Origin of the sequence: Collinsella sp. OM08-14AT (assembly GCF_003438115.1) — a bacterium.
In the GTDB taxonomy this organism is placed as follows: domain Bacteria; phylum Actinomycetota; class Coriobacteriia; order Coriobacteriales; family Coriobacteriaceae; genus Collinsella.
Window position 1 is genome coordinate 133,609 of the sequence record NZ_QSTE01000003.1, and the last position, 12,410, is coordinate 146,018.

11 protein-coding genes are annotated in these 12,410 nt (G+C 59.8%); 9 read left to right on the forward strand and 2 right to left on the reverse strand.

What is annotated here, in order from left to right; translation table 11 throughout:
* Window positions 1–34: 34 nt before the first annotated feature.
* From DXC18_RS03260 to DXC18_RS03290, 7 genes are all read left to right on the forward strand, one after another.
* On the forward strand, window positions 35–1,039 hold the full coding sequence (locus DXC18_RS03260) for a LacI family DNA-binding transcriptional regulator (protein ID WP_117640151.1): 1,005 nt from the start codon (window positions 35–37) through the stop codon (window positions 1,037–1,039).
* A 214-nt stretch (window positions 1,040–1,253) separates the two neighbouring features.
* Entirely contained in the window at window positions 1,254–1,592 is a 339-nt protein-coding gene (locus DXC18_RS03265) for a PTS lactose/cellobiose transporter subunit IIA (protein ID WP_089572387.1), read from the forward strand.
* Between the two features lie 464 nt (window positions 1,593–2,056).
* Entirely contained in the window at window positions 2,057–3,070 is a 1,014-nt protein-coding gene (locus DXC18_RS03270; protein WP_147330253.1) for a hypothetical protein, read from the forward strand.
* Window positions 3,071–3,377: 307 nt separating this feature from the next.
* The gene (lacA, locus tag DXC18_RS03275) at window positions 3,378–3,806 is read left to right on the forward strand and encodes a galactose-6-phosphate isomerase subunit LacA (protein ID WP_006234830.1); all 429 of its coding nucleotides are present in this window, start codon (window positions 3,378–3,380) and stop codon (window positions 3,804–3,806) included.
* Between the two features lie 63 nt (window positions 3,807–3,869).
* On the forward strand, window positions 3,870–4,394 hold the full coding sequence (lacB, locus tag DXC18_RS03280; RefSeq protein WP_006234831.1) for a galactose-6-phosphate isomerase subunit LacB: 525 nt from the start codon (window positions 3,870–3,872) through the stop codon (window positions 4,392–4,394).
* Between the two features lie 374 nt (window positions 4,395–4,768).
* On the forward strand, window positions 4,769–5,650 hold the full coding sequence (locus tag DXC18_RS03285) for an aldose 1-epimerase family protein (protein WP_117716316.1): 882 nt from the start codon (window positions 4,769–4,771) through the stop codon (window positions 5,648–5,650).
* A 53-nt stretch (window positions 5,651–5,703) separates the two neighbouring features.
* Complete coding sequence (locus tag DXC18_RS03290; protein WP_117716334.1) at window positions 5,704–6,639, forward strand: hexose kinase; 936 nt, start codon at window positions 5,704–5,706, stop codon at window positions 6,637–6,639.
* Between the two features lie 241 nt (window positions 6,640–6,880).
* On the opposite strand, the gene DXC18_RS03295 is transcribed toward DXC18_RS03290, so the two are convergent.
* Both DXC18_RS03295 and DXC18_RS03300 read right to left on the reverse strand, forming a co-directional pair.
* Window positions 6,881–8,509 carry a UDP-glucose--hexose-1-phosphate uridylyltransferase gene (locus tag DXC18_RS03295; protein ID WP_233508988.1) on the reverse strand — a complete coding sequence of 543 codons (1,629 nt, stop codon included), beginning with the start codon at window positions 8,507–8,509 and terminating at the stop codon, window positions 6,881–6,883.
* Window positions 8,500–9,705 (reverse strand): galactokinase family protein, encoded by a 1,206-nt coding sequence (locus tag DXC18_RS03300; RefSeq protein ID WP_117716318.1) that lies wholly within the window; start codon window positions 9,703–9,705, stop codon window positions 8,500–8,502. The genes DXC18_RS03295 and DXC18_RS03300 overlap by 10 nt, the downstream gene beginning before the upstream one ends.
* A gap of 383 nt (window positions 9,706–10,088) precedes the next feature.
* On the opposite strand from DXC18_RS03300, the gene DXC18_RS03305 reads away from it, so the two are divergent.
* Window positions 10,089–11,075 (forward strand): LacI family DNA-binding transcriptional regulator, encoded by a 987-nt coding sequence (locus DXC18_RS03305; protein ID WP_117716335.1) that lies wholly within the window; start codon window positions 10,089–10,091, stop codon window positions 11,073–11,075.
* A 129-nt stretch (window positions 11,076–11,204) separates the two neighbouring features.
* Window positions 11,205–12,365, forward strand: coding sequence for an FprA family A-type flavoprotein (locus DXC18_RS03310; RefSeq protein WP_117716319.1), 1,161 nt, complete (start codon window positions 11,205–11,207; stop codon window positions 12,363–12,365).
* Window positions 12,366–12,410: the final 45 nt, after the last annotated feature.

The following is a 12,410-nucleotide window of genomic DNA, read 5'->3' on the forward strand; positions in this document are numbered from 1 at the left end:
TTCAATGGCATCGTTGACATAGAAAGATCGACCTATGGCCGCTGTTAAAAAATCGGTTTCCGTTAAGGACGTGGCGCGTCTCGCGGGCGTCTCGGAGCAGACAGTCTCGCGTACGGTGCACGATTCGCCCAGCGTGCGCCTCGAGACCAAGGAGCGCGTGCGCGCCGCCATGCGCGAGCTGGGGTATCGCCCCAATTTTGCCGGTCGATCGCTGCGCCGCGGCAAGTTTAAGACCGTCGGCGTCGCCATGTTCAACATTACCGGCACCGGCAACCTCGACCGTATGGAGGGCTTTGCCGCCGCGGCCGACAAACATGGCTATGCCATCACCCTCACTAAAGTAGACGGGCATCCGTATACCCTCGAGAGCGCATCGTCGCGCATGAGCGCGCTGCCGGTGGATGGCATGGTTGTGATCATGAATCGCATGCCGGCGGACTTTGGCACCTTCGAGCCGCTGCCCGGTATGCAGACGGTGCTCGTTACCATGCTGGAGCACCCGCTCTGTTCAACAGTCGATAACGACCAGTTCGATTGCTCGCGCCAGGTGGTCGAGTCCCTGCTGGAGCAGGGGCACAAGACCGTGCACTTTATCTCGTGCCCCGAGCGCTCGCTTTCGGGCATGCGTCGCGAGGAGGGCTGGCGCGAGACATTGCGCGCGCATGGTATTGAGCCGCCGCGACTCGTCCGTGGCGATTGGACGGCACAGAGCGGATATGCCGCCGGCCAGGTGCTTGCGGACGATTCGAACTGCACAGCCATTTATGCTTCCAACGATGCCATGGCCTACGGCTGCATTCGCGGGCTCGAGTCGCGCGGGAAGCACGTGCCCCAGGACGTAAGCGTGGTGGGTGTTGACGATAGTTTGGGCGATATCGTGCCCGATCGTCGCCTGACTACGGTGCGCTTTGACAACAAGCGCGTCGGCATGTGGGCGGTCGACAAGATTGCCGGCGCCGAGGGCGCTGCACCCGGTGTGGAGCACATGCTGTTTCCGGGTGTGCTCGTCGAGGGCGATACGGTGCGCGATATACGCTAGGGTGCGGACCTGTTTGGGTTGCCGCTAATTGTGTTTGAGAATGTTCAGATTGGTTTAAAAACCGTTCACGGGTGAAAAGCAACCGCTCATAGCTCGAAATTACGTTTTGCGCTGTTCTTTTTTGTTTGAATGTTAATGTTCCTGCCATAAACAGCGCAGCGCGTATGCCCGGACGCGATGCTCTCCGTTGGTTCATATGTGAAAGGAACGCAATATGGCAACCAAAGAAGAAATCTCGATGGTTGGATTTGAGATTGTCGCATACGCGGGCGACGCCCAGACCGATCTGCTTGCAGCGCTCGATGCTGCTCGCGAGGGTGATTTTGAGAAGGCCGAGCAGCTGCACAAGGATGCCAGCGATGCACTTATCGGCGCCCACGACACGCAGACCAAGCTGCTTTCGCAGGAGGCCGGCGGCGGCGAGATGGAGATGACCTTCATCATGGCTCACGCTCAGGACACTCTCATGACCACCATGATCCTGGAGAAGCAGACCCGCTTTACCATCGATGCCTATAAGCGCATCGCCGCACTCGAGGCTAAGCTCGCCTAACGAGCTCTCACAACCAAGTCCCCTTCCAAAAGCTCTGCCGCTACCCGCGGCAGGGCTTTTCTGTTTACCCGGCACTTGGGGACGTTCCTTATCTGCCGGCAGTTTGGGACACTCCTGCCATGCATTCGATCCTTTGAGGATGGAAGAAACCGGGTCATTAGGTTTGCTGCGGTGCCGACTCGGTCTGTCGGTTACAAAACTATGCCGGTTTACTACGATGAATCGCATTCTTTCAACTATGGAAAGAACAGCGTTATCAAAGCCGCAGGTAGAAAGCTTGTCATTTTCTGCTAATAGCAAATGTGGTCGGTCCTATCGGTTTTATCGTAGTAAACCGGCATAGTTTTGAAATGGCACTATTCGACTAGCAGCGTTATGGAGCTTCTGCACGCCCTCCCGTTCGGTTTTTCGATGGGTGGGTATACTTTCCACCGCAATACAGGCCGGAATGAGGAGGCATCCAAATGCCGGATAACGGGTCAATACAAAAAAGAGACGCGCACGAGATGGCTCATGGGCGTCCTGTCCAGATAACCGAGCACACGACGGTAACCGAGCTGCAGCCCAGCCTGTCCGATGTCGTGTGCGCAAACAAAAAGCTGCAGATTGGCTTTATCGTTGCACTCGTGGTACTGGCGCTGCTGTCGGGCTTTGTGGCTCGTCCGCATTTTGCCGATACCAAAACATGGGACTCCACCATCGAGGTCATCGACCAAAAGAAGGGCAACGTTTTGGCGCTCACGACCTCGTGCGTGGCGCTGTCTGCGGGCATTACCGCGCTGCCGGGTGATACGGGAACGCCGGTTGCCGAGCAGCTCGCGCAGCTTTCGGGTAACTTGGGCATCGTGCTTGCCGTGCTCTACCTAGAGAAATATTTGCTCACGATTTTGTGGTCGGTTGGCTTGGGCATCTTAATCCCGTTTGCGCTGGTGCTCTTTGCGGTCTCGCTTGGCATTCACGGACGCTGGAGCACGAGCGCTGTCCTGCGCCGCGTGGCGACCCGCGTGCTGGTGGTTGCCGTGATCGGCATGGCCTTGGTGCCTGCAAGCGTATGGGTGTCGCAAAAGGTCGACGAGACGTATCGGGTGAGCATCGAAGCGGCCGAGCAAAAGGCGGCCGACGCTGCGGGTGCGGCAGACGGCAATAGCTCCAAAACGAGCAAGAAAAAGTCCGAGTCCACAGAATCCAAGAACGTGCTTGAGCAGCTTGCCGACGGTGCCTCGGGTCTTGTCGCGTCGGTGACCAACGGCGCCAAACAGATGACCGATGAGATTGTGCAACAGGTGACCGATCTGATCGAAGGCGTCATCGTGATGATTGTGACTTCGTGCGTTATTCCATTGCTGGTGCTCGCGGCGTTTCTGTGGCTGGGGCACACGCTGCTGGGGATCGATATTTCCGGCCCGGCGAACTATTTAACGGGACGTTTTCTGAGCGCTCCGTCCAAACATGCCAAGAAGAGCGGGCAGTCTGAGTAGGCGGCAAAGCGATCTTTGGAAGATCAACCGTAAGAAGGGCGGCCGAGACACGTTCTCGGCCGCCCTTTTGTTTGTTGAACACATGGTCGCTACGTCTGCGCCGGGCTCAAACGGTCGGCAATCAACCGTAAACGGTATTTGTTCAAAAAAGAACAAAGTTAAACAAATAATGGTTGCAACCTATGTTCGAATGTGTTCAAATAAACATGAACAGTGAAGAACCGCACATTCAGATGCCCGGACCTGAGCGCGATTCAACACTTCCAAACAGAAACTACGCACCTGCGTATCTCTCAAGGAGGATGTCATGAGGGTTGTAATCGCTTCCGATGCCGACGGTATGTCGATGAAGGAGTCCATCAAGGAGATGCTCATCGCTGACGGTCACGAGGTCGTCGACTATTCCGAGACCCCTGCTGCGGACTTTGTCGATTCCGCGACCGCCGTTGCCAAGGACCTGCTGGAGCACAAGGATTCCCAGGGCTTCGCATTCGATAAGTACGGCGTCGGCTCCTATATGGCCGCCGTCAAGATCAAGGGCATGGTCGTCGCAAACATTTCCGACGAGCGTTCCGCCTACATGACCCGCGAGCACAACGGCTCGCGCATGGTCACCATGGGCCCGGGCGTTGTGGGCACCGAGGTCGCCAAGAAGATCGCCCGCGAGTTCCTGCGCGCCCAGTACGCCGGCGGCCGTCACCAGATCCGTGTCGACATGCTCAACAAGATGGCCTAACGAGAGCCACCGAGAACTCGAACTTCTATCTCAACTTGTGAATTCAGACGAAAGGACGTTCTGATGAAGAAGACCATCGCAATCGGTTGCGACCATATCGTTACGGACGAGAAGATCTATCTGGCCGACCGCCTGGAGCAGGCTGGCTACAAGGTGCTCGACTGCGGCACCTACAGCCACACCCGTACGCACTATCCCATCTACGGTAAGGCCGTGGGCGAGGCTGTTGCCAGCGGCAAGGCCGACTTTGGCGTGGCCCTGTGCGGCACCGGCATCGGCATCACCAACGCCGTCAACAAGGTTCCCGGCGCTCGCTGCGCCCTGGTTCGCGACATGACCTCTGCCCTGTATGCCCGTCGCGAGCTCAACGCCAACATCGTGGGCTTTGGCGGCAAGATCACCGGCGAGTTCCTGATGGCCGATATCATGCTTGCCTTCCTGGAGGAGCCCTACGAGAAGACTCCCGAGCACGACGCCCTGATTGCCAAGATCGACGCCTGCAATAAGGCCGACGCCGAGGCTCAGGCTGACCCGCACTTCTTTGACGAGTTCCTCGAGAAGTGGGACCGCGGCGAGTATCACGACTAAGGGGGTTCCGGCGTTTTAACAAACGCCGGACCGGTCGACGCTGCGAAGCCATCTGGCGGGCAATCTGCCGCTCAGCTTCGACGGCATGACCAGAAGGTCAATGCCGTCTCGCTTCACGGCACCTTGCCTCGCCAGCTGGCTTCTCGCTGATGTCTGAGTGACCTGTGGGGTTACCGCTGTTGTTGCGAAGCGTTCTGGTATGGCAAGTTGCTCCGATAACACGTTTGCTTGCTTGGCTTGAGTGCTTCGTTTTGGCGGCCCCCGGCATTCTGCAGCTTTTCAATTGACGGCTCGCGTTTCTGTGAGGGGGCGCGGGCCGGTTTTCTATCAGCCCCACTGACTTGGCGGGCTGTCGTAAGAAAGGGAAGGCTCCTATGGAGTTTGTTCTTGATAACGGTTCTATCCGCGTAGCACTGAGCACGGCTGGCGGATCGTTCACTTCTATTGCGGCCAACGGCCGTGAGTACCTGTGGCAGGGTGACCCGGCGGTCTGGTCGGGCCAGGCACCCATTTGTTTCCCGATCTGCGGCGGCCTTCGCGACGGTCACGCAATGACCATGGGCGGCCGCGATGTTAGGCTCGCCCGCCACGGCTTTGCGCGCAAACAGGAGTGGAAGCTCGAGGAACAGAGCGACAACATGGTTGCACTGAGCCTAAGCTCTGCCGACCATGCCGAGCTGCTCGAGCAGTACCCGTATCCGTTTAAGATCGTTGCTCGTTACACGATCGATGCGGCAAAGGTGGCCGTGTCGTACGAGGTGACCAATGAGGGCACCGAGGACATGCCGTTCTTTGTGGGCGGTCACCCTGGCTTTAAGTGCCCGCTTGACGAGGGTGAGTCCTATGACGACTACGAGCTCCGTTTTGAGCAACGCGAGGCCGCCGAGCTCTGTACTGCCGTTCCCTCGACGGGCCTGATTGATGTTGAGCATCGCAGTAAGAACCCCATGATCGACCAGAACCTGCCGCTTACCCACGAACTCTTCGACTTCGCGGAGACCATCTTTGATGTGCTCGAGAGCCGCGTGGTTACGCTGACCAAGAAAACCGAGGACAAGGGCGTGCGCCTGACGTTCCAGGATATGCCGTACCTGATTGTGTGGAGCAAGCCCGAGGGCGACTTTGTGGCCGTGGAACCGTGGGGCGGCCTGTCTACCTGCTCCGACGAGGACGATATTCTGGAGCACAAGCGTGGCTGCCTGGTTGCCAAGCCGGGGGAGACCGTCACCCGCGGCTTTGAGATCGAGATCCTTTAACGAGCTATCGTATGTTTGGGGTGGGTCATGCCGCCCCGGAACAGGAGTTCAATATGATTCTGACCGTTACCATGAACCCGTCGATTGATACGCGCTATCAGCTCGACAAGCTGGTCATTGACGACGTTAACCGCGTCACGCCCGAAAAGACCGCTGGCGGCAAGGGCCTCAACGTGAGCCGTGTGCTGCTGCAACTGGGAGACGACGTGCTCGCGACTGGTCTGCTTGGCGGCCACATGGGTGCCTATATGGCCGAGCTTATGGATGCCGACGGCGTCAAGAACGACTTTGTGCCCATCGCCGGTGAGACGCGCATTTGCCTGAATATTCTGCACGAGGGTAATCAGACCGAGCTGCTGGAGAGCGGCCCGCAGATCGCCCCGGCCGAGCTCGAGGCCTTTACGGCCAAGTTCGCCGAGCTCGCGGCGAAGGCGGACGTTGTGACGCTTTCGGGCTCGCTGCCGCGTGGCGTCGATGCCGGCTACTATGCCGAGCTCGTCAAGATCGCCGAGGAGGCGGGCGCCAAGGTGCTGCTCGACACCTCGGGTGCATCGCTGGAGGCCGCGCTGGAGTCCGACGCTAAGCCTGAGCTCGTAAAACCCAACCTGACCGAGATTAACGGCCTGCTGGGTACGTCCTTTACGACCGATGATGTCGATGCCCTGCGCGAGGCGCTTGCCGCCGATGGCCGCTTTGCCGGTATTCCCTGGGTTGTCGTTTCGATGGGCGCTGCCGGTTCGGTGGGCTTCCATGAGGGTCGCGCGTTCCGCGCCAAGACGCCCGCGATTGCGGCTGTGAACGCAACGGGTTCCGGCGACTCGACCATCGCCGGTTTTGCGCATGCCATTGCTGCTGGTGCCGACGACGTCACGGTGCTCAAGACCGCCAATACCTGCGGTAAGCTCAACGCCATGGATCCCAAGACCGGCCACCTGGTCATGGACCGCTGGGACGAGATCTACAGCAACGTTGAGGTCGTAGAGTTGTAGCGGTTGCGACTCCTAATAGAATGAGCGTGGATAATCTCCTGCTTTTGGTGCCCATGCGAGCTCAAAGTGGGAGATTTTCCACGCTCGAGTCATTAGTCGTTGGGGACGTTCTTGTTTGACTAGTCGTTTAAGAGCGTCCCCAATGGCTACACTCAAAAACGGCGCCCGTCGGCGATGTTGCCGGCGGGCGCCGTTGTCTTGAAGACGAAATAGTCCGTTTTCCTCCGTCCCCAAGGGATCATTACAGTGAGTCGATAAAGCGCTGCTGGGCGGCGCGGCCGGCTTCGTTCCACTTAAAGACGCCGGCGTTGTCGAGCACGTGGCCAAACACTACGCCGACTTCCTCGTGCAGGATGCCGATGGCGCTATCCGCCGTAAGCTCGTCGGCGCGGCGGGCATAGACGTCCTCGGCCCACGCGGCATGGCTGCGGCAAAGGTCGTCGCCCTCGAGCGCACCGGCGAGATCGTAGCTGGCATCGGCCTTGGCCGCCAGCAGGTGCTCGCGGACAGCGCCGAGCTCGGGAACCAAGCGCGGCGGCAAAATCGCCAGGCCCATGACCTCGATCAGGCCGATATTCTCCTTCTTAATGTGGTGAAACTCGGCATGCGGGTGGAACACGCCCAGCGGGTGCTCGTCGGTCGTGATGTTGCAACGAAGCGCCAGGTAGGCCTCGTAGATCTCGCCGCCGGCATTGCCGCGGGAGTCGACGCGGCGGATGACGGGCGTCACGGTGTTGTGCGCTACGCCGTCGGCCGTGTGCGCGATAACGCCCACAGACTCGTCGGTCCACTCGCGCCAGGCGAGGATAATCTTCTCGGCAGCGTCGAGCAGCTGAGCGCGGTCATGCGAGCGCAGGCGCAGCACCGAGAGCGGCCACTGCAGCACAGTGCCGGTGACCTGGCCAAAACCGGGCACGCTAAACTGCGAGACCTCGGCGGCATGCATCATGGGGAACTCGTGCGCGCCGCCCTGGAAGTGGTCGTGCGACAGAATCGAGCCGCCCACGATAGGCAGGTCGGCGTTGGAGCCGATGAAGTAATGCGGGAACAGGTCCACAAAGTCGAGCAGGCAGGTCAGGCTCTTGCGGTCGACGTGCATCGGACGATGCTCGGAGCTCATGGCAATGCAGTGCTCGTTAAAGTACGCGTACGGGCTGTACTGGAAACCCCAGCGCTCGCCGTTGAGCTGGATGGGGATAATGCGCAGGTTTTGGCGAGCGGGGTGAGCGCCGCCGTCGGCTGCGGCGGAGCGTCCGGGATAGCCCTCGTTTTCGATGCAGAGCTGGCAGGCGGGATACTTCTCGCCCGTGTTCTTGGCGGCACCTGCCGCGGCGATATCGCGCGGGTCCTTCTCGGGCTTGGACAGGTTGATGGTGATCTCAAGATCGCCCCAGTTGGTGGGGGTGCTCCATTTGATGTTGCGCGCGATGGCGGCGCGGCGCACGTAGCCGGCGTCGCAGCACAGGCCGTAGAACCAGTCGGTTGCGGCGCGGGGCTCGTTGACGCCCATGCGTCCGTTGAACTCCTCGTTTACAACCGAAGGCCTCGGCATGAGCGCACCCATGATGCGCATGGCGATGCGGTCGCGGCCTGACGCCGTGTCCTCGGCGGCACCGTTGGTAACGGCGGCCTCGGAAAGCGCGGCAAGCGTGCCTTCAAGATCAAAGTCGGGCAGGGTATTGGGGTGCAAGAGCGAGAGTTTCTCAACCTGGAGCGCCCAGGCCATGTCGAGCGCCGGACCCGTGGCACCAATGCACTCCAGAATAGTGTTGTAGGCCCAGATGCGATCGTCCTGGCCGACCATAGACCGATGGATGGCGTATTCGATCAGGCTCTGCGCAGCTTCGCGCACATCAGTCATTACAGCCATGCCGCGTAAGCCCCCTTGTCAGAAATCGCGTAGTGGCGGGCAGAGTCCTCGCCCAGCCAGTCGTTCATCTTGGCAATGAAGGTGTCGACGAGGTCGAGCGGCACGAAGGCCTGGATGGTGCCGCCAAAGCCGCCGCCGTGGATACGCACGGCGCCGCGGCCGTCGAGCACGTGCTCGGCCAGTGCCAGGGCATACATGGAAGGCTGCTCGGAACCCAGCTTGGCGACGACATTCTGCAGGTACATGGCAGAACTGGCACCGGACTCACGTGTCAGGACCAGGAACCGATCAATGTCGCCGGCGTTGAGGGCCGCCCAGCGCTTATCGACCAGGCCGTTCTCGTACCAGTAATGAACGGCGCGCAGGCAGGCGCGGTCGCCCAGCTTGGCGCGCAGCTCGGGGAGCTTGGCGTCAAAGTCGGCAACGTCGACCTCGCACAGGCGTGCCTTGCCAAACTCGGCGGCGACGTCCTGCATCTCGCGCGGAACGGCGGCGTAGTCGTCGGTAGCCGCCACGTGGTCGGCGCCGACCTTAACGAGCACGAGCGCATAGCCGTGATCCTCAAAGTTGAGCTCGAGCTTCTGGGTCTTAGGTCGAGCCTGATCCTCAAAGTCCATGTAGGCGAGGCCGCCCAGGCACACAGCCGCCTGATCCATAAGACCGCAGGGCTTGCCGTAATAGTTGTTCTCGGTGCGCTGGCTCATCTGGGCGAGCGTGACGGGCTCAATGGCGGGCGCGCCCCAGAGCGTCTCCATGGCGCGGCCGTAAGCCGCCTCGACAGCGGCGGAGCTAGAAAGGCCGCCACCCGAGGGGACGGAGCAGGTAAAGGCAAAGTCGAAGCCTTGGGGCTCAACGCCCAGAGCAGCGATTTCGTGGGCCATACCGCGCACGAGGCTTGCGGACGTGCCCTTCTCGGACTCCTGAACATCCAGCGTGTCGAGCGTGATCTCAAACGTGGGATAGCCCTCGTCGGCAACGCGGACCTTGTTGGAATCGGTTGCCACGGCGATGCCGTCAACGGCGACATCGAGCGAGCCGGCGATAACGTGGCCACCCTCGTGGTCGGTGTGGTTGCCGCTGATCTCGGAACGGCCGGGCGCGTGCACGTAGAGCACCTGGCGGTCGCCGATGGGGCCAAACTCCTCCTCAAACAGCTTGGTGAGTGTGGCGAGTGTCTTTTCGTCGGGGGTGGTCATGAGGGTCCTTTCCTTGGCGCATACTGACGAGTTTTCCGTCGTAGTGAGTACGTTAACAATCTGAAGCGGCATAAACTCAGCATCTACGATGCCGCACGTTACGGGCTATGTTAACGTACTCATAACACAACACTTATCACTTTTTGAGAATCTGGTAATCGGTAGAAATTCAGCCGTGAACGGTACTGCCGTATGGACTTATAAAGCAGAAGAGATGCAGATAGAAAAAGTAGAGTACGTTAACATGCGTCCGACGATAGCGGGCCTCGGCGCGGGATGTATTTCTGCCCGGGCCGGCATTCACGCTATTCAGATCTCTCAAGGGTGAAGGTGATCCTGTGGCAAGGCGCCCGTCCAACGATACCAGTTCGCGTCCGGTCTCCATGGCCGACGTCGCCCGCGCTGCTGGCGTTTCGCAGCAGACGGTTTCGCGCGTCGCCAACGGCTTGCCCAACGTTAACGAACAGACGCGCCAGCGCGTGCAGGCCGCTATGCAAGAGCTTGGCTTTCGTCCGAGTTATGCCGGTCGCTCGCTGCGCGACGGCCGTTACCATTCGGTCGGCCTGTGCGTCAACGATGTCACCAAGTTTGGCAACCTCTCAATGATCGACGGCATCGCCAGCGCTGCTCGCGAGCATAATTGCGCCATCACGCTGGTCGAGATGTCCAAGACCGAGGAGTTTTCGCTTGCCGAGGCCACGCGTCGTATGGCCGCGCTGCCCGTGGACGGCATCATTATCGGCATGAGTCGCATGGCACCCGATTTTGAGACGTTTGATCCGTTGCCGGGCATTGGCACGGTCATCGTTACCATGTACGCGCATCCGCGCGTGACCACAGTCGATTCCGACCATTACGGCTGCTCGCTATTGCTTATTGATCACCTGTTTGAGCTGGGACACGATCAGATTCGCTATATTGGCGGCCCGTCGTTCTCGGTCGACGAGCAGTTTCGTCGCGCCGGTTGGCAGGATGCACTCGAGCGTAAGCACATTAAGCCGCAGGCGCCGCTCGAGGGCGATTGGTCTGCCAACAGCGGATACGAAGCCGGCAGATATCTGGCCGAGCACGACCGCACCATGACGGCGATTTACGCGGCAAACGACCAAATGGCAAACGGTGCCATCGCCGCGCTGCGCGATAGCGGCTTGCGCGTGCCCGAGGACGTGAGCGTGGTGGGCGTCGATGATTCGCTCGATGATTTTGTAGCACACAACGAGCTCACGACCGTTCGATTCGACTTGCATCAGCGTGGGCGCGAGGTGTTTGAGCATGCGGTTCCCGAGGCGGGTACGGTGGGCAAAACCGTTGCCATTCGTATTCCCGGCCAGCTCATCATTCGACATAGCACGGCGATACCGCGCTCATAGTTTGTGCTGGTAAACGGCGATTTATCGCATTTTAATAACAATCGGTAAGGATGCCGGCAGATAGCTGTTGGGATGCAGCCGAGTGCTATGATAGACGGGCTCTTTTGTCTATCTAGGAGGCTTTGCCTGATGGAGATCACCAAGGATATCCGCTACGTTGGCGTCGACGATCACGACATTGACCTGTTCGAGGGCCAGTACGATGTGTCCGAGAACGGTATGGCATACAACAGCTACGTTATCTTGGGCGAAAAGATCGCTGTCGCCGATTCAGTCGATGGCGGGTTTGTCGACGAATGGCTCGGTAACCTCGAGGCTGTACTCGACGGTCGCACGCCCGACTACCTGGTCATCCATCACATGGAGCCCGATCACTCCGCCGGCATCGCCGCCTTTATGGAGCGCTATCCCCAGGCACAGATTGTGGCAAGCATGGGCGCCTTCCGCATGATGGTTAACTACTTTGACACCGACTTCCCCGAGCGCAAGATGGTTGTCAAGGAGGGTGACGTGCTCGATTTGGGCGGCCACAGCCTAACCTTTGTCGGCGCCCCCAACGTGCACTGGCCCGAGGTGCTGTTCTCCTACGAGGCCACCGACAAGGTGCTCTTTAGTGCCGACGGCTTTGGCAAGTTCGGCGCCAACGACATCGAGGATCCGGAAGGGTGGGCCTGCGAGGCGCGCCGTTATTACTTTGGCATCGTCGGCAAGTTCGGCAAGTTTGTGCAGGCCGTGCTCAAGAAGGCCGCCAATCTGGACATCCAGATCATCTGCCCGCTCCACGGCCCCGTGCTGACCGAGAACCTGGGCTATTACCTCGACACCTACAACACCTGGTCGAGCTATCAGCCCGAGGACGAGGGCATCACGATTGCCTACGCGAGCGTGTACGGCCATCTGAAGGCTGCCGTTGAGGAGCTCGCATCTGCGCTCGAGGCTCGCGGCCAGAAGGTTTCCGTCTTTGACCTGGCTCGCGACGATATGGCCGAGGCCGTTGAGGACGCGTTCCGCTATGACCGTCTGGTGCTCGCCTCCATCACCTATCAGGGCGAGATCTTCCCGTTTATGAGCACCTTCATCCACACGCTCGCCGAGCATGCCTACCAGAACCGCACCGTGGCGCTCGTCGAGGCCGGTTCCTGGGCACCTGCCGCCGCTAAGGTTATGACCAAGGAGCTCGATGGTATGAAAGACATCACGCTGACGCAGAATAAGGTGACCGTCCTGGGTTCGCTCAACGACGCCTCGCGCGCTCAGATCGAGGTTCTCGCCGACGAGCTGTCCAAGTAGCGACACATTCACTTCTGATGCTCAACCACCACAAAGGAGACCTTT

Excerpts from the sequence above, each read along its gene's own strand:
- DXC18_RS03265 (WP_089572387.1), top strand. The coding sequence starts at position 1,254 with ATGGCAACCAAAGAAGAAATCTCGATGGTTGGATTTGAGATTGTCGCA.
- DXC18_RS03310 (WP_117716319.1), top strand. The coding sequence starts at position 11,205 with ATGGAGATCACCAAGGATATCCGCTACGTTGGCGTCGACGATCACGAC.
- DXC18_RS03290 (WP_117716334.1), top strand. The coding sequence starts at position 5,704 with ATGATTCTGACCGTTACCATGAACCCGTCGATTGATACGCGCTATCAG.
- lacB (WP_006234831.1), top strand. The coding sequence starts at position 3,870 with ATGAAGAAGACCATCGCAATCGGTTGCGACCATATCGTTACGGACGAG.
- DXC18_RS03260 (WP_117640151.1), top strand. The coding sequence starts at position 35 with ATGGCCGCTGTTAAAAAATCGGTTTCCGTTAAGGACGTGGCGCGTCTC.
- DXC18_RS03300 (WP_117716318.1), bottom strand. The coding sequence starts at position 9,705 with ATGACCACCCCCGACGAAAAGACACTCGCCACACTCACCAAGCTGTTT.
- lacA (WP_006234830.1), top strand. The coding sequence starts at position 3,378 with ATGAGGGTTGTAATCGCTTCCGATGCCGACGGTATGTCGATGAAGGAG.
- DXC18_RS03305 (WP_117716335.1), top strand. The coding sequence starts at position 10,089 with ATGGCCGACGTCGCCCGCGCTGCTGGCGTTTCGCAGCAGACGGTTTCG.
- DXC18_RS03285 (WP_117716316.1), top strand. The coding sequence starts at position 4,769 with ATGGAGTTTGTTCTTGATAACGGTTCTATCCGCGTAGCACTGAGCACG.
- DXC18_RS03295 (WP_233508988.1), bottom strand. The coding sequence starts at position 8,509 with ATGGCTGTAATGACTGATGTGCGCGAAGCTGCGCAGAGCCTGATCGAA.
- DXC18_RS03270 (WP_147330253.1), top strand. The coding sequence starts at position 2,057 with ATGCCGGATAACGGGTCAATACAAAAAAGAGACGCGCACGAGATGGCT.